A 23,753-nucleotide genomic window follows, 5' to 3' on the forward strand; every position below is an offset into this window, starting at 1 on the left:
TCACTCACGCCATGCTGACCGACCTGATCGCCGCCTCCGCCGAAGACGCGACCGTGATTCCCCACACCCCGGGCCACGCCAACATCTGGCCCACGCTGGAGGTCTCGGGCGTCGAGCCCACGCAATGGGCCAGCCTGCGCCTGATCCTCAAGCAGCAAGCCCTGCCCGGCGCCATGGACGCCGCCCCGGTGGCCCTGAGCCATGCCATGCAAGATTTCGAGCGCGTGGGCCCGGCCGGCGAGCAAGGCGACCCCTGGCTGGTGGCCCTGCCCGAGGAGCTGGGCACCTTGCTGGCCCAGCTCTCGGAAGACCAGTTCCCCGCCCTGGCCCGCGCCTGGCTGACGGCCGAGGCCGAGCGCCGCCCGCACTGGGAAGCCGAGGCGCTGGAGTTTCTGGTCGCGGACCTGGCTGCGTTTGCGGCCACGGCCGTGGCGCAAGGACATCGCCTGTTCCTGTGGATCTGCCCGTGAAGTCAATGCCGACCACAGAGACACAGAGACACAGAGTTTTCTAACTTCGCATTCCTCTGTGCCTCTGTGCCTCTGTGGTTGCATTGAATTCCCACCCCACGCCGGAGCACATGACGATGAGCCACTTTGCTTTTCTCAGCCAGAACGCCTTCATGGGCTTGTCGCCCTCCCAACAAGGCAACAGCGACACGCCCTTCGGCCTCGCCGGCATTGCCTGGGACGGCTGCGTCACCAACCGGCCCGGCGCGCGCTTCGGGCCTTCGGCCATCCGCCAGGCCAGCCAGATGCTGTGCGACGGCATTCACCCGCTGTTCGACACCACACCCGAGGGCCAGCTCCACGACCACGGTGATCTGGCCCTGCCCAACACCAGCCTGGAGGCCATGCGCGCGGCCATGATGCCGCTGATCGCCCCGCTGATCGCGCGCCAGCACATGGTCTGGCTGGGCGGCGACCACAGCATCACCCTTCCTTTGCTGCGCGCTTACCGGGCGCAGCAGGGCCAGCCGCTGGCGGTGATCCATTTCGATGCGCACTGCGACACCTGGGTCGACCACTTCGGCGAACCGAGCGGCCACGGCACCTGGGTCTATGAGGCGATTCAGGAAGGCCTGGTGCGGCCCGAGTGCTTTGTGCAGTTCGGCATCCGCTCGGCCGGCCAGCGCGAGGCCCGCGAGTATGTGGCCGACCAGGGTGGCCTGATCTTCAACGCCCGCGCCCTGCGCGGCCTGGACAGCCCCGCCCAGCTTGCGCCGCTGCTGCAACAGGTGCGCGAGCGCATGGCCGCACACGGCCACCCGCCCGTCTACCTGAGCCTGGACATCGACTGCCTGGACCCCGCCTTCGCCCCCGGCACCGGCACACCCGAGCCCGGCGGCATGAGCAGCAACCAGGTCTTCAGCATCCTCGAAGAGCTGGTGCCCCAACTCAACTTCGTCGGCATGGACTGCGTGGAAGTTTCGCCGCCTTACGACCACGCTGAATTGACAAGTTATGCGGCCGCCCAGTTCGTCTGGACGTACCTGTGTGCGCGGCTCAAGCGAGCGGCGTGAGACCCAGGCTGACAGCATCCACCTCATCAGAAATCGAACCATGGCCGCAGCCCCTTTTGTTCCCGAAAGCTTCCAGCCTCCCGAGACGCTGAGCCTGCCCGGGCTTGTGCTGCAGAAGCTGGCGCCCCAGCACGCCGACGCCGACTTCGCCGCCGTGCGCAGCAGCGCCGAACGCATCCGCCATGTCTTCGGGCCGGACAACGGCTGGCCTGCCGCTGGGCTGAGCTTCGCGGAGAACCTCGCCGATCTGCAGCGCCATGCCGCCGAGTTCGAAGAGCGGCGCGCTTTCAACTACGCCCTGTTCTCTCCTGATGGCCAGGACTATCTGGGCTGCCTCTACCTGAAGCCCATCAAGTCTCGTCTGGAACATGACGCGCGGCGTGAGCGCTTCCGGGCTCAGCTGTTCTTCTGGCTCAGCGAGGCCGGCTTGAAGGCTTTGAGCGAGGCCCAGGTGCTGAGCACGCTGCAGGCCTGGCTGGCGCGCGACTGGCCTTGGCCGGCCGGCACGGTCGCTTGCCCGGGGCGTGCAGAGAGCTGGCCAGACTGGGCCGCCCTGGCCGACGCGAAGCGCTGAAGCCGCCGCCGGCGCACAAGTGCGCAGCATTGCTGGTTTTCCGGGAACACCGGCCATCTGTGCCGAATCCCCACGCCCCTGCTCATGCAAAATGGCTCGCCACTCGGGTGGCCGCGAGCCCTCGCGCCACCCCCACGCCACCAAGGAAGCGCCGCATGAAGGTCTCTCAAATCACCCTGCGTGAGCACGACGATATGAGCGCCGCCCTGGCAGCGTGGCAGCCGGAGGCGCCCGATCTGCTGCTGGCCTTCAGCGCCATCCCCTTGCTGCAGCGCCTGGCCGATCGGCTGGCGGCCCGTTTTCCTCAGGCCCTGCGCATCGGCTGCTCCACGGCCGGCGAGATTTCCAAGGACGGCGTCAGCGACCACAGCTGCGTGCTGACCGCCCTGCAATTCGAGGCCCGCGAGGGCAGCGCGCCGAGCCGCGCCATCGAGGCCAGCACCCAGCTGCTGGGCATGGCCGACTCCCAGGCCGCCGGCCGCCGCCTGGCCGAACAACTGCCGCGGGCCGGTCTGCGCGCGGTGCTGCTGCTGGGCCAGGGCGTGGCGGTGAACGGCAGCGCTTTGATCGCCGGCATGGTCGAGGTGCTGGGCCCGGACCTGCCCATCACCGGCGGCCTGGCCGGCGACGCTGCGGCTTTCAGCGAGACCTGGGTGCTCCACAGCGCCGGCGTGCGCAATGACCAGCTGGTCTGCGTGGGCCTCTATGGCGAGGCGCTGCTGTTTTCGCACGGCTCCTTCGGCGGTTGGTCGCCCTTTGGCCCGGCGCGGCGAGTCACGCGCTGCGAGGGCAATGTGCTGTTTGAGCTGGACGGCGAACCGGCCCTGGCCGTCTACAAGCGCTATCTGGGCGACTACGCCAAGGACCTGCCGGCCTCCGGCCTGCTGTTTCCCTTCGCCATGCTGGGCAGCGACCACAGCGAGGTCGGCCTGATCCGCACCATCCTGGGCATCGACGAAGCCGTCGGCAGCCTGACTCTGGCCGGTGACATCGACCCCGAGGGCTACCTCAAGCTCATGCACGCCAGCACCGATGCCCTGGTGGACGGCGCCGAGGCGGCCGCTCAGGCCGCGGCCGAAGCCACCGCCGTGGCCCAGGCCGGCGGCCAGGGCCTGGCCTTGCTGGTCAGCTGCGTCGGCCGCAAGCTGGTGATGGGCGGGCGGGTGGAGGAAGAGATCGAAGCCGTGGCCGACGTCTTCGGCCAATCGGCCGTGCTGACGGGTTTCTATTCCAACGGCGAGATCAGCCCCTTCACCGGCAACCTGGAGTGCAAGCTGCACAACCAGACCATGACCATCACCTACCTGGGCGAGCGGCCCTGAGGCCGGCGCCGGCCCCTCTGGCTCGATCGACGCTCGGCCCTTCTATGCACAAGCTACTGGCTCGCCAGATCAAGCGCCTGCTGGGCAGCGAGGAGCAGCAGCTGCCCCTGCTGCTGCAGGAGCTCTTACAGCTGTCCTTGCAGCCGGGCCTGTCGCCGGCCGCAGCGCGGCTGCTGGGCGGCCTGGGCAGCTTTTTTGACCGGGTGGACGGTGCCTATGAGCAGAGCGACCGCGACCTCGACCTCAAGACCCGCAGCCTGGAGCTCAGTTCGGTCGAGTTGAGCGGCAGCAACGACCGCCTGCGCAGCGAACTGGCCAGCCGGACCCGGGCCATCGAATCGCTGCGCAGCACCGCCCAAGGCCTGCTGCAGACGACCGGCACGGCGCTGCCGCCCTTGCATGACGACAACAATCTGGAGGCGTTGTCGCAGCTGATGTCCGAGCTGGTGCACCAGCGCGAGATCAGCCAGCAGGAGCTGCAACAAGCGCTGGGTGAACTGGCGCTGCAGCAGTTCGCGCTCGACCAGCATGGCATCGTCAGCATCACCGACCTGGCCGGCAACATCAGCTACGTCAACGACAAGTTCTGCGAGATCAGCGGCTACAGCCGCGCCGAGCTGCTCGGCTGCAACCACCGCATGATCAACTCGGGCCACCACCCGCTCAGCTTCTTCGAGAACCTCTGGGACACCATCTTGAGCGGCGAGGTCTGGCACGGCGATGTCTGCAACCGCGCCAAGGCCGGCCACCTCTACTGGGTGCAAGCGACCATCGTGCCGCTGAAGGGCGCGTCCGGCCTGCCGGAGCGTTTCATCGCCATCCGCACCGAGATCACCGAGCGCAAGTCCATGGAGGCCGCCATCAAGGCCGCCGAGGCGCGGCTGCGCCACATCACCAACACCGTGCCCGGCGTGGTCTACCGCTGCCGCGTCAATGTCCGCACCGGCCAGACCCATTTCACCTTTGTCAGCGACCGGCTCAAGGAAGTCCGCGGCCTGGAGCCGGCGGCGCTGCTGGCCGACGGCCGCATCTCGGCGGCCCAGATTGCGCCCGAGTACCGCGAGCGCTGCGTCCAGGGCGTGCTGCAAGCGGCCGCGCAGCGCGGCCCCTGGCGCGAGGACTACAAGATCATCCTGCCCGATGGGCAGGAACGCTGGCTGCGCGCCGAGATCCGGCCCGAGGCGGAGCTGGCCGATGACGGCTCCATCATCTACACCGGCATCTGGCAGGACGTCAGCCAGCTCAAGGAAGCCGGCGCCAGGCTGCGCGACATCACCGACAGCATCCCGGTGGCCGTGTTCCAGGCCCATCGCTCGGTGGGCGGGCGCTACGCCATCCCCTTCTGCAGCCGCGCGCTCGAACGCATCTGCGGCGTCAGCCCCGAGGAGGCCATGGCCGACACCCGCCATCTGCTGGCGCGTCTGGACCCGGAGCAAGCCGCGCAGCTGCGAAGCGTGTTCGACGCCTCGGCCACGGACTTGCGCCCTTGGGCCCTGGACTTCCGCCTGCGCCACAAGCTCAGTGGCGAGACCGTCTGGGTCCATGGCGAGGCGCAGCCCAAGCGGGCGGCCGATGGCGGCGTGCTCTGGAACGGCTATCTGGCCGACATCAGCGAGGCCAAGCGGGTGTCCGAGGAGCTGCGCCGCGCCAAAGAAGGGGCGGAGAGCGCGAACCGCGCCAAGAGCGACTTCCTGGCCAATATGAGTCACGAGATCCGCACGCCCATGAACGGCATCATCGGCATGGCCGAGCTGGCCCTGGACGGCCCGCTGGAGGCCAACCAGCGCGAGTACCTGAGCATCGTGCAGAGTTCGGCGGAATCGCTGCTGCGGGTGATCAACGACATCCTCGATTTTTCCAAGATCGAAGCCGGCAAGCTGCAGATCGAACACATCCCCTTCGAGCTCGGCCGCAGTGTGGCCGACACGCTCAAGACCCTGGCCCTGCGCGCCAATGACAAAGGCCTGGAGCTGGTCTGCTCGCTGGCGCCCGAGTTGCCCAGCCAAGTGCGGGGCGACCCCGGGCGGCTTCGCCAGGTGCTGATCAATCTGATCGGCAATGCCATCAAGTTCACCGAGCATGGCGAGGTCGTGCTGCGGGTCAGCCTGGCCGCCGGCGCGCCGGCCGCAGCCGGGGCCGAGGCGGACGAGCCGCCGAGCGTGCTGTTCACCGTCAGCGACACCGGCATCGGCATCCCGCCCGAGAAGCTGCAGTCCATCTTCGACGCCTTCTCGCAGGAAGACAGCAGCATCACGCGACGCTACGGCGGCACCGGCCTGGGCCTGACCATCTCGGCGCGCCTGGTCGAGGCCATGGGCGGCAGCATCTGGGTGGACAGCGAACTGGGCCGCGGCAGCAGCTTCAACTTCGTCCTGCCCTTTGCCAGCGCACCCGAGCCCGCCGCCACCGGCGAGCTGCCGGAAGCCCAGCGCATCCAGGACAGCCTAGGCGCCCTGCTGGCCGGCTCGGCCTTGCCGGGCGAGCAGCCGCAGATGGAGGTGCTGCTGGTCGAGGACCACCCGGTCAACCAACAGCTGGCCTGCGCCCTGCTGCAACGCTGGGGCCACCGCGTGAGCGTGGCCGACAACGGCCAACTGGCCCTGGAGCAACTGGCCCGGCGCCGCTTCGACCTGGTGCTGATGGACATGATGATGCCGGTGCTCGACGGCCTGGAAAGCACCCGCCGCTTCCGCACCCTGGAAGCGCAGCAGCGGCCGGGCGAACGCACGCCCGTGATTGCCATGACCGCGCGCGCCACGCCGGCCGACCGCGAGCTCTGTCTGGCCGCCGGCATGGACGACTATCTGTCCAAGCCCATCGACGTGACAGAGTTCCAGCGCTTGGTGCAGCGCTATGTGATGAACAAAGGCCACAAGCCAGCTGCGCTCCCGGCCAGCGCAGACGGCGCCGAGCCGCAGCGCCCGAGCGCCGCAGCGCCCGATTTCGACTACGCCCAGGCCCTGGCCGAGGTCGACCAGGACGTGGTGCACATCGTGCGCAACATCTTCATCCGGCGCTGGCCCCTGGACCTGGAAAAAATGCAGACGGCCCTGGCCGAGCAAAACTGGGAGTCCTTGATGCACAGCGGCCACGCCCTCAAGGGCACACTCGGCATGTTCGGCGCACAGCCGGCGGTCGAGCTGGCCCGGCAGATCGAGCACGGCGCCGAACATCGCCGCACTGCGGGCCTGGCCGAACGCGTGCAGGCCGTGGCCATGGAAGTCGACAAGGTCGTGCAAGCCCTGGCCGCTTTGGCCCCACCCGAATCCCCACCATGAAGTACAGCCAACGCCACATCCTGATCGTCGACGACAGCGAGATCAATATCGCCCTGTTCGAAGCCCTGGTGGCCAAGCTGGGCGCGGGCGAGGCCAAGTCCTTCAGCTCGGCCCGCGAAGGCCTGGCCTGGGCGCAGACCCATGAGCCGGACCTGATCATCGTCGACTACATGATGCCGGAGCTCGACGGCGTCGAGTTCATCGAACGCCTGCGGGCCACGCCCGGCAAAGAGGCGGTGCCCATTTTGATGATCACCGCCAACGACCAGAAGCAGGTGCGCTACCGGGCGCTCAATGTCGGCGCCTCCGACTTTCTGATCAAGCCGGTGGACCGGGTCGAGTTCCTGGCCCGCTGCGCCAATTTGCTGGCCATGAGCGAGATGCGCCACAAGCTCGACGACCGCGCCGCCTGGCTGGCCGAGGAGGTGCGCAAGGCCACGGCCGAGATCCTGGAGCGCGAGCGCGAGACCGTGATCCGCCTGGCCAAGGCGGCCGAGTACCGCGACCCCGAGACCGGCGCCCACATCCTGCGCATGGCGCACTACTCACGCCTGATCGCCCAAGGCCTGGGCCTGAGCGAGGCCGAGCAGGACTTGCTGCTGCAGGCCGCGCCCCTGCACGACATCGGCAAGGTCGGCATCAGCGACAGCATCCTGCTCAAGCCCGGCCGCCTGGGCCCGGCGGAGTTCGAGCTGATGAAGCAGCATGCCGCCTATGGCTACGAGATCCTCAAGGACAGCAAGTCCGCCATCCTTCAGGCCGGCGCTTCGATCGCCCTGGGCCACCACGAGAAGTTCGACGGCAGCGGCTATCCGGCCGGCCTGGCCGGCAGCGACATCCCGATCTTCAGCCGCATCGTCGCCGTGGCCGATGTCTTCGACGCCCTGACCTCGGCCCGCCCCTACAAGCCGGCCTGGGAACTCCGGGATGCAGCCGCCCACATCCAGGCCCAGTCCGGCAGCCATTTCGACCCCGACTGCGTGCGCGTTTTCTTCGAGCACTGGGGCGCGGTTCTGGACATCCGCGCGCGCTTCCAGGACGAGGACAACTGGCTCAGCTGAGCGGCGTCAAAGCAAGCTCCGCCGCGGGCAGCTCGGCTGCAGGGCCGCGGCCCGGCCAGCGGCGCACAAAGGTGCGCCGCACCCGATCAGAGCTGAGCAGGTACCAGGTCCACAGGCCCAGGATGCCGGCCGTCATCAGCTGGCGGATGAACTCTTTGGATTCGGCCTTGTCGGCGAGCGTTGGGACCTGCTGGATCGCCCACTGGTCCAACATCGCGATGGCCACCGAAGCCCACATATAGACCAAGTAGATCCGCACCGCGCTGCTGCGCCGCTTGAAATACACCAGCGCCAGCAAGATCCAGCCGACCAGCTGAACCAAGATGGCAATCAGTTCGGCCAGCAGCAAGGGCGCCATGGCCGGGTGATAGCGCGCTCCCCCCGGGACCGTGAACATATTCCAGGTCTGCATGCCATAGGCGGGCAGCGCGCTCCAAGCGCCTTGAACAATCATGACGCCATTGATCAGCAAGCCCAGGGCGAGCAGCAGCAGCGGACCGCCTAGCCCTTCACCCTCCGGGCCGGCCACGCTGGGGGCAGGCGCCGGATCCCAGGCATAGAGACGCTGAGCGCCACGGCCCAAGACGGCCAGCAGCAGCAAGGCAAATGCGAGCAGCGGCAACTGCGACTGGGCGATTCCGCCCAGGGTCGCCTCCGCCGAGGGCGTCGGGCTGTCGTCGCCCTTGTAGACCACATAGCCCAGCATCTTGCGAGCCTTCTCGACATTGGCCGCGTAGGCTGCGGTTCCCTCGGGCAGCACATGGTCGGCCAGCGAGCGGTAGTGATCGCTGATGTGCAGCCGCTGCGCGCCGCCCCGGATCTCGCGGCGTAGCGAGAAGGCCGGGTCCTGGATCTCCTTGACATCGTCCTGGAAGGTCCAAGTTTCGGGGAGAAGGAGCTCCAGTTCATGGTGCAGCTCCTGCGGATGCGAGAGTGCAAGAGGTGCATTGCGAATGGCGTCTCGCGGCGTCTGCAAGAGGCCCAACAGCTCCGGCACCTCCAGGGAAGCCTCCAGGCGTCGCTCGCGCTCGACCCGGGCAAAAAAGTCCTTGACCCGGTAGCGTTCCACCACCTTGAGGTGATTGCTTGCCGGCTGCGCATCCTGCACCTCGAAGTCCTGCTCCAGACTGATGCCCGGGTAGGAGCGCGCGTAATAGTTCAGATAGCGCTGCTGCAATTCCTTGGCGTTCTCGGCGGCAAGGCTGAGGCGCATTTGCTCGGCGCTCAAGCCCTCCAGCTCGGTGCTCACGGTCATCAGCGCGGCCTCGTTCAGGCCGGCGCGCGCATCCAGCTGTACCGTGACATGCCGTTTGCTCAACATGGCCGGCCCCGGCTCCATGGGGCTCAGGCCGGTGCTCGCCGGGTCCACCACCAAGGCCAGACCGAAGTTGGCCTGGGCGATGCTGTCCAGAGGACCGGGCTGGCTGGCGCGGGTGGGATCCAGCCAGTAAGGCTTGCCGTCAATCTCGGCCCGCACGATGACGTGGTTGAACGCCGTCGGCCGCGGCAAGACCTGGGCCAGGGATTGCTTCATCTGGGTGTGCACCAGGGCCGCCCGCGCCGGCACCCCCAGCGCCTGGAGCAGACTCAGGGTCAGCAAGGTCTTGTCCTTGCAGTCCCCAAAGCGCCGCTTGAACACCAGATCGGGCGCATTGGGCGCATGCGAACCCATGCCCACCTCGACGCCCAAGTAACGAACCTCGCGCTGCACAAGACGCAAGGCCTCGGCGGTGCGCAGCTTGGGGTCGCTGCCGAGCGCCGCAATGCGCGCCACCTCGGCCTGCAAGCGTGCCGACAAGGGGCTCGGGATTCGGTACAGAGGCTGGGCCCAGGCAGCCACCTCGGCCCAGCGGCCGAAGTCGCCCCATTGCACCTGGGCATAGGGCTCGTACCAGGACGGAGCATCGGGGCTGGGCTGCAAGCCCGCCTGGGCCTCCTGCCGCCAGACGTACTCTTCCTCGCCCGCCAACTGCCGCTGGCGAGGCGCCGGAGCACCATTCAGCGCCTTGAGATGCAAAGGGCGACCGGACGGCCACAGCAAGCGCGTGTGCAGGCGACTGACCGGGCTGGACCATTGCAAATCGAAGCCGCCAAAGAATCGATCGCCAAAGACCGGGTTGCTGCCTGTCAAGGTGTAGGCGTACTCGACCACATCGCCGACACGCACATCGTCCAGAAAGGCATGCGCCGTCTTGCTGCCATCGAAGATCAGGTAGTCCAACTCCTTTTCGCGCTGGAGCACGCGCAACTCGGTCGCCGGTAGGCGCTCAACACGCTGGCCGCCGCGATGGACCACGATCGAATGCAGGGCCAGACGTTCGTACGCAGGATCGAACCGGACCTCGATATTGGCCACACTCTCCACGCCCTTCGCGTTCAGGGCCTTCATGGCGTAGTGGCGGTAGACCTGGCGCTGCCGCCCATCGACCCGGGCCTGCACATCGGCCAGCAGGTAGTGCACACCCTGCCGTACCTGCTCCGCCTCCAGGACTTGCTCCAGCGGCGCCTGTGCCGGCGTGACCCAGCTCGGCAGCTGCGGTGCCCGCAACTCTTGGTGCTGCGTCAAGGCCTGCGCTTGCCGCGTCGGCACTTGCGCCTGGGCTTGCGCGTGCGCCTGCACCGACCCGAAGGCCAACAGGGCCACCGCAAGCACACACCGGCCTGCCGGCCCCCAGCTCTGAATCATCTCCGCTCCCTGAATGTTTTTTGAGGCTCATGGGCCCGGCCCGCTTGGGGCTCGACGGCGCGACGGCCGGCGCCATTGTCAAAGCCGGCGCGCAGTGCTCGGCCTAGGGCTTGCCCGCGGCGGGCAAAATAGCCCCAGCCCAGACCTGCCCGGATCCGCCCGCAACCATGTACCGACTCACCATCGCCGAGAGTTTCCAGGTCCAGATCGGAGACCGCCCCGCCCGCACCTGGTATGCGCTGGAGGGCGAGTTCGAGTCCGAGCAGCAGCTGCCGCCGCTGGGCAGCCTGCTGCTGCTGCAAAGCCCCGACGGCCGCACGGTGGCCGCCCAGCTGGCCGGGCGCTCGCTCTGGGAACGCGAGGCCTCGCTGCGCTTCAACGAACTGGAGGCCCAGAGTTTCGAGCCCGGTTCTCTGGTCTTGTGGCGCAGATCGCCCAACTGAGCGGCGCTCACAGCGAGTTTTCCCGAAGCTGAGAGGCTGAGCTCGGTCAGATCGGTCAGAATCGCGCCGCCCGGTTCGAATCCCATGAGCCACCGGGCAGGCCTCGCACCTGCAACTGCGCTGCGAGCCCCTGGCTCAGGAGATTCTTGCCATGCATCCGCTTCGCCGCCTCGCTTGCCCTGCCCTGACCCTGTCCACCCTGCTGCTGTTGAGCGCCTGCGGCAGCTATGAGCCGCCCAAGCCCGGCAACTACACCGAGATCGGCAGCAGCAAGGTCGAGTACGCCTGCGGCACCGAGACGCCCACGGCCACGCGCTTCAGCGTGACGCGTTGCCACAATATTGCCGACGCCAAGGCGCGCGGCGAAGCCAGCCGCGCGGCAGCCGACTCCCTGCGCGCGCCGCCGCCGGACGTGCGCTCGCGCTGAAATCAGCGCCAAGCAGCGGCGAGCCGCTGTGACCATGGCGGGGGCTATAGTCCTTTTTCTGACCCCGCTACCCTGCCCCCAATGAGCCCGACACGCCGCTTCTGCCTGCCCACCACGGCCGCCCTCAGTTGGGCCCTGGCCACCGCCGTGCTGCCCAGCAATGCCCTGGCGGCCAAGCCCCTGATCTTCTGTGCCGACGCCAGCCCCGAGGGCTTCGACCCCGGCCTCTGGGACAGTTCCAGCACCAACAATGCCAACCGGCAGATGTTCCAGGGCCTGCTGGCCTTCAGGCGCGGCGGCACCGAGCTGGTGTCCAAGCTGGCCACGGCCTGGCAGATGTCGCCCGATGCCAAGACCCTGACGCTGACCCTGCGCCGCGGTGTGCAGTTCCACAAGGCTGCCGGCTTTATGCCCAGCAGGGCCATGAACGCCGACGATGTGCTGTTCACCTTCGGCCGTTTCCTGAACCCCGAGCACCCCTTCAACAAGGCCTTCCCGGCCACCTTCGTCTACCCGCAGAACATGGGCCTGGCGCAGATGGTCGAAGGTCTGGACCGGGTGGACGACTACACGGTGCGCTTCCGCCTGAAGAATGCCAACGCCGGCTTCGCCAGCAATCTGGCCATGGTCTGGGCATCCATCCATTCCGCTGAATATGGCGCCCAGCTGCTGCAGCAAGGCCGCGCCAGCCAGATCAACAACCAGCCGGTCGGCACCGGGCCCTATCGCTTCAAGTCCTACGCCAAGGACGATGTGCTGCGCATGGAGCCTCACCCAGAGTACTGGGGCAACAAGCAGGCCGGCGCCCTGGTCTTCAGCATCAGCCGAGAGGCCAATGTGCGGGTGCAGAAGCTGGTGGCGGGCGAATGCCAGGTGGCCGCGGCCCTGCGCGATGTGGACCTGGCCGCGCTCGACGGCAAGCCCGACATCAGCGTCATGAAGACCCAGGCGCTGAACATCTCCTACCTGTCCTTCAATCTCAAGAAGGCACCCACCGACCAGCGCGAGGTGCGCGAGGCCCTGGACATCGCCATCGACCGCAACGCAATCTTCAAGGCCTTGTTCCCACGCGGCGATGCGCTGCAGGCGGTCAGCGCCTTCCCGCCAGCCATCCCCGGCTACAACAGCAAGCTCAAGAACGAATACAACCCGACCCGCGCCCGCGAGCTGCTGGCCAAGGCCGGCCATGCCAAGGGCCTGGAGCTGGACCTCTGGGCCCTGCCTGTGGCCCGGCCCACCAACCCCAATGGCCAGCTGATGGCCCAGCTGATCCAGCAGGATTGGGCCAAGATCGGCGTCAAAGCCAACATCAAGACCTACGAGTGGGGCGAGTACCTCAAGCGCGCCAACCAGGGAGAGCACAGCGTCTATATGAGCGGCTGGAGCGGCGAAACCGGTGACGCCGATGAATTCCTGACGCCCAATCTCAGCTGCGCCGCCAACCAGAGCGGCATCAAGTTCTGCAACAAGGAATTCGACGCCCTGATCGACACCGCCCGCGCCACACCCGACGCCAAGAAGCGCCAGGCTGCCTACGAAAAGGCACAGGAGATCTTCAAACGCGAGCGCCCCTGGATCACCATGGCCCACTCGGCCATCTACATGCCGGTGCGTCGCGACGTCAGCGGCTTCATCATGGCGCCGAACGGCAGCGTCGATTTCGAGAACGTGCAGCGCAAGTAAGCGACACGCGCGACGGCCCAACCAGGATCGTCAGGGTTCGGCACATTGCTGAAACTCAAATGCAACCACAGAGGCGCAGAGGCACAGAGCTAAAACCAATTCAGCTTTGTATTTCTCTGTACCTCTGCGCCTCTGTGGTTGCCTTTTGTATTCGGCTGCTTTGTGCCGACTGCTGAAGCTCGCAGCGCTCACTTCGAGCAGGGCGAGGCCGGCAAGGCATAGGGGCGGATCAGCTCGGCCGTGCGGCCGCTGCGGCAGAGTTCGCCCAGGGCCGCATTGAAGCGCTTGAAGTCGGTGGCGCTGACGCGCTGACGGACCAGGCCGAAGCTGTAGCTGAACTGCTTGGCCACGCCGGCCGCCTGCAGGCCAGTCAGGCCATGCTCGCGCAGCAACCAAAGGGCCACGTTCTCGTTCATGAAGGCCAGACCGTCAGGGCCGTAGCGGCCGCTGATGAGCTTGCGCAGCACGGTCAGGTTGTCGGGTTCCAGCACCAGTTGTGCCGGCTCGGCCGCGCTCTGGCCCTCGATCAGGGTCTTCAGGCTGATCGAGCTGCCCGAAGGCCCGTAGACGCCGATCTGATGGCCGGCCAGGGAATCGGCGCCGGCGTAGGAAAAGGCTTGGCCGGCGCGCGCGAACACGCTGTAGCGGGCATCCAGCACCGGCAGGGAGGCGCGCACCAGGGCCTGGCGTTGCGGTGTGTCCAACAAGGTGAACAAGCCGTCGGCCTGTCCGCGCTCGGCCATGGCCAAGGCGCGCCGCCAAGGCAGAAGTTCAATGCGACAGGACCAGCCCAGGCGAGCACAGGTCGCCTTGAGCACATCGACCATGGGGCCGGCCGGTTCACCGTTCTGCACGAAGGTGTAGGGCGGAAACGATTCGGTAACGAACAGCCGCTCCGGCACCGTTGTCAAAGCCACAGCCGAGGCCACGCTGGCCGCGAGAAACAGTCCACACATCGGAATCGCCAGCCTCAGCCTGCGTTGCACATTGCACTCCTTGTTCTGACACGTCCACAGCACCGCGGGCGTGACGCCGGCGGCCAGCATAGCGCCATGCCGAGGCGAACCGGCATCGCGGCCGCCGAAGCACCCGTCATTCGCCCGGCATCACACGGGGCGGAGGCAAGCAGATCTCGAAGCAGCTGCCCTGGCCCAGCTCGCTCTGCACTTCCAAGCTGCCACCGAGCACGGCGGTGGCGAGGTGGTGGGCAATGTGCAAGCCCAGGCCGCTGCCGCCCTGGCCGAAGCGGGTGCTGAAGAAGGGGTCGAAGACCCGGCTCAGATGCTCGGGCGCGATGCCCACACCATCGTCCTGCACCTGCAGGCGCGGGCCCTGGGCGCCGTCCGGCAGCAAGCGCAGGCACAGGCGGCCGCGCTCGCGGCCCACAAAGGCATGGATCAAGGCGTTGTCCAGCAGCTGTTGCAGCACCTGCTGCAAGGCCGAAGGCTGGCCTTGCAGGACGATCTCGGCCTCGGGCGCCTCCAGGCTCAGCTCGATGCCGGCCGCAGCCGCCGCCTCGCGGAAGCCGGCCAGCATGAGCTGACACAGAGGCAGCACGGCAAAGCGCTGCAGCGGCTCGCCCCCCGGGTCGCGCGCCAGCTGCTTGAACTGCCGCACCAGCTCGGCGGCACGTTGCAGACCACGCAAGAGCAGGTCGGCCGAGGCTTCGGCGTCGCTGAAGTAACGCTCCAGATCGCTGCGCTTCATGCTGCGTGATTCGGCCTGCACGGCCAGTTGCAAGGTACGCTCCTGCCAGGTGCTGGCGGCCAGCAGGCAATTGCCGATCGGCGTGTTCAGCTCATGGGCCACACCTGCCACCAGGCGGCCCAGCGAGGCCAGACGCTCCTGCTGCAGCAGCTGGGCCTGGGTGCGTGCCAGCATTTCGGACCGACGTGCCTGCTCCTCGGCCAGCTGGCGCAGATGCTCGGCCTCGGCCAGGGCGCGTTCGGTCTGGTGCAGCACTTGCAAGGCCAGCAGGCGCTTGTTGGCCGCGTCGCTCTGGATCTTCAGGCGCGCGCCCGAGGCCTGGCGGATCAGCTGGTAAGCGAGGTCCACATCGCCCTGCTTGCGGTGCTCCTCGGCCAGGGCCTCGAAGAGTTCGCCCGGCACCAGATAGCCGGCCATGCTGTGCGCCAGGGCCAGGGCCTGCTCCAGCAGCTGCAACGCGGCCTGCCCCGGCGCCTCGCCGGCCGGGCCGTTCAAGCCATGCTGGCTGTGCAGCTCGGCCAGGGCACGCAGGCTCTCGATCTGGCGCAGCACATGGCCGGTCTGGCGCGCGCCCTCCAGGGCCTCCTGCGCCAGTTGCAGGGCCGGCGCGACTTGGCCCTGGCGGGAGTGCAGCTGGGCCAGGGCGCGGCAGGCGTGGATGTGCAGATCCGGGTGGGCCTGGCGCAGCGTCAAGGGCAGCAGCTCGGCCAGCGCCGCCTGGGCGCCCTCGAGCTCATCGAGGTCCAGGCAGAGGTCGGCCCAGTATTTCAGGGCGATGCAGAAATTGCGGCCCGGCGGCAGCCGGCGCAGCAGCTGCAGCGCGTCTTGCAGGCTGCTGCGCGCCGGCTCCAGCCGGCCCAGGCGGCGCAAGGTCTCGCCCATCTGGGCCAGGCCGTGGCCGGTGCTCAGCGGCAGCTCATGCTGGCGCGCCAGAGCCAGAGCTTTTTCCATCCACTGCAGGGCCAGCTCATGCTCGTTGAGGCTGTTCAGAGCATCGGCGGCATTGAAACCGGCGGCGATCGCGCGGCTGAGCTGGCCGGTCATCAGACCCAGCTGCATGGCGCTCATGCGCTCGGCCGCGGCATGGCCGTAGTCGCTGGCCTGGGCCGCCAGGGTGCCGCGCAGCTCATGGGCCCAGGCGGCCACGGCCGGGCTCATGCCGGCCAACTCGGCGTCGCTCGGTGCGCCGTGTTGGCGGCCACGCACCGGGTCGATATAGGTCAGGAACAGCGCGGACATCAACTCAGTCACCTGGGCGCGCTCCTCGTCGCCGCCAGCCCTCGCGGCCAGGGTCGCCTGCCCCAAGGAGGCGATGGCCTCATGGCTGCGCCCTTGGGCGATGTCCACCCGTGCCAGGGTCAGCCAGGCTTCGCAGCGACCGAGCGCATCGCCCAGGCGCTCGAACGCCGCCAGGGCCAGCTGCGCCTGGCGCTGGGCGGCGAGCAGTTCGATCTGCTGTAAGAGCAGCAGCTCCGCGTCCAGCAAGTCCAGCCAGGCGCTTTCAGGGCTTTCGGCGCATTTCTGAGGGCCCGCGGCCAAGGCGACCCGGGCCTGCTCGGCCAGCAGGCGGGCGCGCCGGCCATCGCGCTGGCGCAGATGCCAGGCCAGGGCAAGGCGGCGCGAGATCGGCAGCGGCCAAGCCGGTTCATCCAGCTCGGCTTCCCAGACCTTGAGTACCTCATCGCGAACGCTGAAATCCATCGAGCCCTCGTTGGCAAGGCCCAAGAATACGGGCAAATGACGGGCCACGCCCCTACCCATTCACCCATTCACCCATTCACCCGTTCACCCGTTCGCGATTCACGATTCAACACGCCCCTACTGCCTGGCCACCCAGTCCGCCAGCGCATCGAGCACCGGCCGGCCGCGCCGCCCGGCCTGCTCATCGTTCACAAAAGCCACCAGCACCCAGGTGCGGCCGCGTCGGTCCGGCACATAACCGGCCAGGGCCACGGCCTCATTGAGACTGCCGGTCTTGAGGCGTGCGCGGCCCTCGGCCGGGCTGCCTTTGAGGCGGCGGCGCAGCGTGCCGTCCACGCCGGCCAGGGGCAGGCCGCTCAGCAGCTCGGGTGCCAGCGGCAGGCGGGCCGCGCGCGCCAGCACGGCGGCCAGCAGCTCGGGCCGGATGCGCTCGCGCCGCGACAGGCCGGAGCCGTTCTCCAGCACCAGGCCCTGAGCGTCCAAGCCTTGCCCGGCCAGCCAATCACGCACCGCGCGCTCGGCCGCGGCCAGGGTCTCTTCGCCGGGCCGCGCGACGGCGGCGCCCAGGCGCAGGTAGACCAGGCGGGTCAGCGGGTTGTCCGAGCTTTTCAAGGCGCCGCGCAGCAGCTCGCCCAGCGGCCGGTCCTGATGCTGGGCCAGGACCTGAGCGCCCGCGGGTGTGGCGGCCTCCTGCACGGCCGGTCCCAGGCTGCCGCCCAGCTCTTCCCAGAGCGAGCGCACAACCAAGGGCACAAGAGCCTGACGGTCGACGAGATTCATGTCCTGACGCTGCTGGCACTGGCGCGGAAAGCTGCCCTGCAGGCGCAGCAACCAGCCCTGGCCCTCGGGCGCAGGCACAAGCAGCGGGCGGCCGAAATCGAGTTCCCATTCGGCGCAAGGGCGCGCGCTCCAAGCCAGGGCACTGAGGTCCAGCTGCAGGCCGCGCCAGGCCGGGCTCAAGCGGCCGCGCACCGTCTGCCCATCGGAGGCCAGGCTCAGTCCGAGCAGATTGCCGTTGAGCATCAGGGCGTCGGGCACCATGTTGTAGGCCGACTCGGGGTATTCGTCGAAGGGCAGCAGGGCCGGCAGGGGCCGCGTGGGGAGGAACAAACTGCGGTCCAGCACCAGGCCGGCCGGCACCTCGCGCACGCCCTGCTCGCGCGCCTGACGCAGCATCAGCCAGAGTGCGCCCCAATCGAGTTGAGCGTCGGCGCCACCGCGCAGATAGAGCGGGCCGGCCAGGCGGCCCTCGGCATCGGGCGGGCCTTCGCTCAGCAGCTCGGTGCGGCCGCGCGAGGCGGCGCCCAGGCGATCGAGCGCGACCACGGCGGTCAGCACCTTGATGGACGAGCTGGGCGCCATTGCCCGATCGGCCTGCCAGCGCAGGGACGGCGATCGGTGCATCCGTCCACCGGGCCCGGCCGCTTCGTCGAGCGGAAAGGCCACCACGCCCAAGGCCGTGGCCGGCAGACCGGCCTGCTCCAGCGCCGCCTGCACCGGGGCAGGCAGCTCCGCGGCCTGAGCCGACACGGCCGCCAGCGCCAGCAACACACTCAGCAGCCAGCCGGGCGCGCGATGGAACGAGGCAGCGCCGCTCACTTCAGCGCGCGCACGAACTCCAGCACCTGGGCCACCATGGGCGCATTGGACTGGGGCGACTCGATGTCGCCGGCCAGCACATGCTGGCTGGGGCTCTGGCTGTAATCCACCTCGACCAGACGCTTGTCCGGGTGGCTGAAACGCTCGAAGGCCTCGCGTGCCGCCTGCACATTGATGACCTGGTCGCGCGGCGACAACATCATCAACAAAGGCGCCTTGACCTTCTCAAGTGCGCTGTCACGCACGCGCGCCACCAAGGCCATCATGGGGAACAGGGCCGAGGTCGGGTACTCATGCGTCCAGTAGCGGGCCTTGGCCGGGCTGTTGGGCGTCCAGCGGCTGGTTTCGCCCTGGACCCAGCGGGCCAGGATGCGGCCCCAGGGCCAGTTGATCACCGAAGCCCAGATGTTCTTGGGTCCGAAATTCGGCGAGACCATGACCCAGCCGGCCACGTCCTGCGCCTCGGGGCGCAAGGCCAGCCAGGCCGACAGGGTGGCGCCGGTCGAGGTGCCCATGACCAGCACGCGCTCACCCAGCTGATGACCGATGGCCAGGGCCTCCAGCGCATCGGCCTTCCACTCGCTGACGGTCATCGTGCCCATGGCGGCGCCGGGCCGACCATGGCCGGCCAAACGGGCGTAATAGACATGGCCGCCCAGCTCTTTGGCGATCAGCTCGGGCACCGGGGCCAGCTCTTGCCGCGTGGCGCTGAAGCCATGCAGATAGACCACCACCCAAGGCGCGCGCTGGCGGCCGGCTGGGCCCCAGACGATGTGCTTCTCGGCGCCCGGGGTGACATCACCCAGGCGCGCCTCGGCGGCGGCCAGATGAGCGTCGAACTGATCCAGCTGCGAAGGCAGCGGCGCCACCGTGTCCGGCGGCAACCAGGCTTGGTCGGCGTTGCGCGGCCCCATCAGCAGCACAGCGCCCAGCAGGGCAGCGACAAAGAGAACCGGGCCTTTGGACTTCAAGCCAGCACAGCGGCCATGGCGCTGGCCGTGGCCTCAACGTTCTTGTTGTTCAGGCCGGCTACGCACATGCGGCCCGAGCGCACCAGGTAGACGCCGAACTCGTCCTTCAGACGGTCCACCTGGGCGGCGGTGAGGCCGGTGTAGCTGAACATGCCGCGCTGGGTCAGGAAGTAGTCGAAGTTGCGGCCCGGCAGCTTGGCCGTCAGCACCTCGTACAAGGCGTTGCGCATAGCATGGATGCGCTCACGCATCTCGGTCACTTCGCCTTCCCAGAGGCTGCGCAGCTGCGGGTCGCTGAGCACGCGGGCGACGATCTGGCCACCGTGCAACGGCGGGTTGGAATAGTTGCGGCGGATCATGAACTTCATCTGACCCAGCACCAAGGCGGCCTGGGCCGCATCGGGGCAGACCACGCTCAGTGCGCCGCAGCGTTCGCCGTAGAGGCTCATGCTCTTGGAAAAGCTGTTGGCGACGAAGAAGGACAGGCCGGCATCCAGCATGGCGCGGATGGCAAAGGCGTCTTCGTCGATGCCGTCGCCATAGCCCTGGTAGGCCAGGTCCAGGAAGGGCAGCAGCTCGCGCTCTTTCAGCACCGGGATCAGCTCGTCCCACTGCAGGGGGCTCAGGTCCACGCCGGTCGGGTTGTGGCAGCAGGCGTGCAGCAGCACGACGCTCTTGGCCGGCAGGGCGCGGATGGCTTCCAGCATGTCCGCAAAGCGCACACCACCGGTGGCGGCGTCGTAATACGGGTAGGTCTTGACCTCGATGCCCGAGCCTTCGAACACCGCGCGGTGGTTGTCCCAGGTCGGGTCGGACACATAGATGGCGCTGGCCGGGAAGTAGCGCTTGATGAAATCGGCGCCGACCTTCAAGCCGCCGCTGGAGCCCACGCTCTGGATGGTGACGATGCGGCCTTCGGCGCGCGCCGGGTGGTTTTCACCGAAGAGCAGGCCTTGCACGGCGCTGCGGAAATTGGCCGCGCCTTCCATGGGCAGATAGGGGCGGGCGCCGGCGTCGGCCACCACGGCCAGCTCGGCCTTGCGGACCGAATCCAGCATGGGAATGCGGCCTTCGTCGTCGAAGTAGATGCCGATGGACAGATTGATCTTGCCCGGGCGGCTGTCCTTCTGGAAGGCCTCGTTGAGGCTCAGGATCGGGTCGCCGGCGTAGGCGTCAACGTGCTGGAACATGGTGCATCACTCCAAGGGCAAGAAATTAAGCGGCATTATCGGCGCTGCGCTGCAAAAGCATGGCGTCGCCGTAGCTGAAGAAGCGGTAGCGCTGCGCAATCGCGTGGCGGTAGAGCGCCATCACACGCCCATGGCCGGCCAGGGCGCTGACCAGCATCATCAAGGTGCTCTTGGGCAAGTGGAAGTTGGTGACCAGGCTGTCGACCACGCGGAAGTTGAAACCCGGGGTGATGAAGATCTCGGTCTCGCGCGCCCCGGCCACCAACTCGCCGCCCTGGGCGGCTGACTCCAGCGCGCGCAGGGTGGTCGTGCCCACGGCCACCACGCGGCCGCCGCGCGCCCGGCAGGCGGCCACCGCGGCCACGGTCTCGGCCGGCACCTCGAACCACTCGCTGTGCATCTTGTGCTCGCTCAACTGCTCAACGCGCACCGGCTGGAAGGTGCCGGCGCCAACATGCAGGGTGACATGGGCTGTGGCCACGCCGCGCTCGGCCAGGCGGGCCAGCACGCCCTCGTCAAAATGCAAGGCCGCGGTCGGAGCGGCCACCGCGCCGGGCTCACGGGCGAACACGGTCTGGTAACGGCGCACATCGTCGGCCTCGTCGGCATGCTCGATGTAGGGCGGCAGCGGCACATGGCCGTGCTGCTCCAGCAGGGCAAAAGGGTCGCTGGGGAAGCGCAGATGGAACATGCCGCCATCAGGCCCGCAGCGGCCCAGCACCTCGGCATCAAAGGCCTCGTTGAAGCGGATCCAGGTGCCCGGTTTGGGTGATTTGCTGGCCCGCACATGGGCCCAGACCTCCAGCGTGCCGGGCAACACCCGCTCGATCAGCGCTTCGACCGAGCCACCGGTCGCCTTGGCGCCGTACATGCGGGCCTTGATCACCTTGGTGTTGTTGAAGACCAGCAAGTCGCCGGGGTGGAGCAGATCGGGCAGCTCGCGGAACACGCGGTCCACCGGTGTGTCGCTGCGGCCATCGAGCAGGCGCGAGCCGCTGCGTTCGGCCGCCGGATGCTGGGCGATCAGCTCGGGCGGCAGTTCGAAATCGAAATCATGGACGGTGAAGCCGCGCGAAGCGCCGCTGATGACGGAAGAAACCATGGGATTGAGGGCCGGACGGACCCGTGCCAAACGCTGAGAAGCGGCGATTTTCCCATGAGCCAAGGCGCGCTGCCGAGCCTCAGAAGCCGCCGGTCCCGGTGGCCAGTAGGCTGCCCTCGGCACCGACGATCCAGCCGGTCCGGCTGTCCAGCATCTGCACGCTCTGCAGGCTCTTGGCGCTGGCGGAGTCCTGGGCCGACCAGGACTTGCCGCCATCGCGGGTGGCGAGGACCGTGCCGGCCTCGCCGACGATCCAGCCATTCCTGGCATCGCTGAACTGGATGTCATTGAGGATGGCCTGGGCCGGCACGGCCACCCAGCTCCAGCTGATGCCGCCATCCTCGGACTTCAGCACCGTGCCGGGAATGCCGAGTGCCCAGAAGGTCTTGCCGTCGAGGGAGTAGAGGCGGCGCAGCGACTCGCGTGCGCCGGAGTAGCGCAGCTGCCAGGTCTTGCCATCATCCTTGGACTGGGCGATGCCGCCGGCGGCACCGACGGCCGTCACCAAGCCATCGCTGCCGATGCGCAGATCGGCCACCTGGAAACTGGGCTGAGGCAGCGTCACCCAGGTCTGGCCACCATCGTGGCTCAAGGCCATGATGCCGCTGTCATTGCTCGCCCAGCCCTGGAGCTCGTCGCTGAAGCGGAAGGCGGTCCAGGTGCTGCTGTTCAGGCCAGAGCTCCAGCTCTCGCCACCATCGATGCTCTTGTAGATCTGGCGGTTCGGCGCCAGCAGGAAGGCCGTTCGGGCATTGACGTACTGCAGTCGGGCCAGAAAGCTGTAGTAGCCCCCGGTTCCGAGATCGGCGCGCTTGAGAGACCAGGTCTTGCCTGCATCGGCACTGGCCAGCAGCTCGCCCTTGGAGTTGACCATGAGGCCGTTCTTGGCATCCCGGAACGCCACCGTGTGCGCGCGGCCTTGCAGGCTGTTGTCGGCCTCTCGCAATTGCCGCCAGGTATTGCCCTGATCCAGGCTGGCGAAGACGCCGCGAACGGGGTCGTTCAGCAACAGCCCGGCGCCGGCCGCGGCCAGCGTCAGGCCATAGCTGTTGCCAGTGCTGAAGCCATCTGGCAGCTTGAGGTCTTTCCAGCTACGGCCCTGATCGTCGCTGTAGTGCAAGCTGCCGGACCACTGCGCATAGACCCGGCTGCCTTGCACAAAGACGCCATTCATGCCGTTGCCGCCAGATGGCGTTGCCACAGTCCAGCTGGCGCCACCGTCCTCGGATCGGTAAATCTGGCTGTAGGCGCTGGCCAGCAGTTGCTGGCCCGCGGCATCGAGTGCCCGAAACTGCAGAACATCCGCGTCTGCGCTCAGGCCGGTGCCGGCCACCTGGGTCCAGCTCTTGCCGGCATCATCGCTGCGCCAGAAAGCCTGGCGACGGACATATTGCGACGTCTTGGGATCCCAGGTCCCCCAGTCCCGGGCGCGCGCGATCAGCGACTGCTCGCCGATCGACTCGACCGTGCTGCCGTAGGCGCCCAATGTCGTGCCGTCGCTGTCCTTGAATTGCAAGACCTCGACCGGCGCGGCATCGAGGCTGGCATAGCGGCGCAGTCGGTCCGAGGACAGCGCCACATAGGCGCCATCCGCCGTGCCAACCAGACCTTGAACACGGGCCATCTTCCAGCTCTGACCGGCGTCCTGGCTCAGGTAGACCGCCGTGCTGCCGCTGAATTCCAGGATGTCGGCCGATCGCAGCCGCAGCCGCGCCGGATCGAAGTCATATTGCCAAGGCGCGGCCACGCTGCGCCAGGTAGTGCCGCCATCGCGGGTGCTCAGCAGGCTGCTGTTGCTGCCGCGTATCCAGCCGGTCTTCTCGTCCAGAAAGACCACTTCCAGCAGATCGGCCGTGATGCCGCTGCGCTGGCGCAGCCAGCTCTGGCCGCCGTCCGTGGTCTTGAAGATCTCGCCCTTGGCGCCAATCCGCCAGCCGGTGCTGGCACTGACAAAGGTAAAGGCATTGACCGCGTTGCCGGTCGGGCGCGGTGCCTGCCAGCACCAGCCGCTGTCGGCCGCGCCGCTGCATTCCAGACCGCGCACGCCGGCCAGATTGTTCACCGTGAGCAGCGAACGCACCTCCTTCGACTGACCCGCCTCATTGCTGATGCGCAGCCGGACTTCGTACTCACCGGGCTTGGCATACAGATGCTTGGGCGCGGCTTCGCTGCTCGAGGCCGCGCCATCGCCGAAATCCCAGCTGAACTGCAGCTTGGACAGGCTGGCCGCGCTGCTGCCGAAGCTGAAGGCATCGGCCATGTCGCCGCTGGCCGGCGCGCTGATGCTGAGGTTGTCCGGCAGAGGGGTGACCGGGACGGGGGGCGGCGCATCCGAACCACCACCACAGGCGGCCAGAAGCAGAACCAGTCCTGAAGCCAGGACCTGGCGGATGGCTGTTGCAGCCGGGGCGATCTTCATGGAATTTCCTCTCTCGTGGGCCATCTAGGGCAGCAGGCCTTGAACGGCGGCCTTGTCGTTTTGCGTGC

The 23,753-nt window shown here is 67.9% G+C and carries 17 protein-coding genes; 9 read left to right on the top strand and 8 right to left on the bottom strand.

Annotated features, from left to right (window positions below):
* Window positions 1-11 precede the first annotated feature (11 nt).
* The 6 genes from LNV23_RS05135 (at window position 12) to LNV23_RS05160 (ending at window position 7,757) form a co-directional block, all read left to right on the top strand.
* Window positions 12-470 carry a hypothetical protein gene (locus LNV23_RS05135; RefSeq protein ID WP_263561981.1) on the top strand — a complete coding sequence of 153 codons (459 nt, stop codon included), beginning with the start codon at window positions 12-14 and terminating at the stop codon, window positions 468-470.
* 110 nt (window positions 471-580) lie between these two features.
* Window positions 581-1,522, top strand: coding sequence for an agmatinase (gene speB, locus LNV23_RS05140; RefSeq protein WP_411910540.1), 942 nt, complete (start codon window positions 581-583; stop codon window positions 1,520-1,522).
* Window positions 1,523-1,562: 40 nt separating this feature from the next.
* Complete coding sequence (locus tag LNV23_RS05145) at window positions 1,563-2,096, top strand: hypothetical protein (protein ID WP_263561983.1); 534 nt, start codon at window positions 1,563-1,565, stop codon at window positions 2,094-2,096.
* A 155-nt stretch (window positions 2,097-2,251) separates the two neighbouring features.
* Entirely contained in the window at window positions 2,252-3,418 is a 1,167-nt protein-coding gene (locus LNV23_RS05150) for an FIST signal transduction protein (RefSeq protein WP_263561984.1), read from the top strand.
* 44 nt (window positions 3,419-3,462) lie between these two features.
* Entirely contained in the window at window positions 3,463-6,696 is a 3,234-nt protein-coding gene (locus LNV23_RS05155; RefSeq protein WP_263561985.1) for a hybrid sensor histidine kinase/response regulator, read from the top strand.
* Window positions 6,693-7,757, top strand: a complete 1,065-nt coding sequence (locus LNV23_RS05160) for an HD domain-containing phosphohydrolase (RefSeq protein WP_263561986.1) — start codon at window positions 6,693-6,695, stop codon at window positions 7,755-7,757. Before LNV23_RS05155 ends, LNV23_RS05160 begins: the two co-directional genes overlap by 4 nt.
* Here the strand turns inward: LNV23_RS05160 and LNV23_RS05165 are convergent.
* On the bottom strand, window positions 7,750-10,443 hold the full coding sequence (locus LNV23_RS05165) for a DUF3857 domain-containing protein (RefSeq protein WP_263561987.1): 2,694 nt from the start codon (window positions 10,441-10,443) through the stop codon (window positions 7,750-7,752). The genes LNV23_RS05160 and LNV23_RS05165 overlap by 8 nt on opposite strands.
* A 167-nt stretch (window positions 10,444-10,610) precedes the next feature.
* Between LNV23_RS05165 and LNV23_RS05170 the strand changes: the two genes are divergently transcribed.
* The 3 genes from LNV23_RS05170 (at window position 10,611) to LNV23_RS05180 (ending at window position 12,996) form a co-directional block, all read left to right on the top strand.
* Window positions 10,611-10,886: a hypothetical protein gene (locus LNV23_RS05170; RefSeq protein ID WP_263561988.1), complete on the top strand. Its 276-nt coding sequence runs from the start codon at window positions 10,611-10,613 to the stop codon at window positions 10,884-10,886.
* Between the two features lie 151 nt (window positions 10,887-11,037).
* Window positions 11,038-11,313, top strand: a complete 276-nt coding sequence (locus tag LNV23_RS05175; protein ID WP_263561989.1) for a hypothetical protein — start codon at window positions 11,038-11,040, stop codon at window positions 11,311-11,313.
* An 81-nt stretch (window positions 11,314-11,394) separates the two neighbouring features.
* Complete coding sequence (locus tag LNV23_RS05180; protein WP_263561990.1) at window positions 11,395-12,996, top strand: ABC transporter substrate-binding protein; 1,602 nt, start codon at window positions 11,395-11,397, stop codon at window positions 12,994-12,996.
* A 188-nt stretch (window positions 12,997-13,184) separates the two neighbouring features.
* Here the strand turns inward: LNV23_RS05180 and LNV23_RS05185 are convergent, their stop codons facing one another.
* The 7 genes from LNV23_RS05185 to LNV23_RS05215 all read right to left on the bottom strand — a co-directional run bounded on the left by LNV23_RS05185 (window position 13,185) and on the right by LNV23_RS05215 (window position 23,685).
* Window positions 13,185-13,952 carry a substrate-binding periplasmic protein gene (locus LNV23_RS05185; RefSeq protein ID WP_263561991.1) on the bottom strand — a complete coding sequence of 256 codons (768 nt, stop codon included), beginning with the start codon at window positions 13,950-13,952 and terminating at the stop codon, window positions 13,185-13,187.
* Window positions 13,953-14,088: 136 nt separating this feature from the next.
* Window positions 14,089-16,404 carry an ATP-binding protein gene (locus tag LNV23_RS05190; protein WP_263561992.1) on the bottom strand — a complete coding sequence of 772 codons (2,316 nt, stop codon included), beginning with the start codon at window positions 16,402-16,404 and terminating at the stop codon, window positions 14,089-14,091.
* Between the two features lie 117 nt (window positions 16,405-16,521).
* Window positions 16,522-18,003: a D-alanyl-D-alanine carboxypeptidase/D-alanyl-D-alanine endopeptidase gene (dacB, locus tag LNV23_RS05195; protein WP_263561993.1), complete on the bottom strand. Its 1,482-nt coding sequence runs from the start codon at window positions 18,001-18,003 to the stop codon at window positions 16,522-16,524.
* Entirely contained in the window at window positions 18,000-18,974 is a 975-nt protein-coding gene (locus LNV23_RS05200) for an alpha/beta hydrolase (RefSeq protein ID WP_263561994.1), read from the bottom strand. The genes dacB and LNV23_RS05200 overlap by 4 nt, the downstream gene beginning before the upstream one ends.
* On the bottom strand, window positions 18,971-20,164 hold the full coding sequence (locus LNV23_RS05205; RefSeq protein WP_263561995.1) for an amino acid aminotransferase: 1,194 nt from the start codon (window positions 20,162-20,164) through the stop codon (window positions 18,971-18,973). Before LNV23_RS05205 ends, LNV23_RS05200 begins: the two co-directional genes overlap by 4 nt.
* Window positions 20,165-20,189: 25 nt before the next feature.
* The gene (queA, locus tag LNV23_RS05210; RefSeq protein WP_263561996.1) at window positions 20,190-21,266 is read right to left on the bottom strand and encodes a tRNA preQ1(34) S-adenosylmethionine ribosyltransferase-isomerase QueA; all 1,077 of its coding nucleotides are present in this window, start codon (window positions 21,264-21,266) and stop codon (window positions 20,190-20,192) included.
* Window positions 21,267-21,345: 79 nt separating this feature from the next.
* The gene (locus tag LNV23_RS05215; RefSeq protein ID WP_263561997.1) at window positions 21,346-23,685 is read right to left on the bottom strand and encodes a YCF48-related protein; all 2,340 of its coding nucleotides are present in this window, start codon (window positions 23,683-23,685) and stop codon (window positions 21,346-21,348) included.
* Window positions 23,686-23,753 lie beyond the last annotated feature (68 nt).

Source organism: Kinneretia sp. DJ1R-11 (assembly GCF_025717595.1).
GTDB lineage: Bacteria > Pseudomonadota > Gammaproteobacteria > Burkholderiales > Burkholderiaceae_C > Paucibacter_A.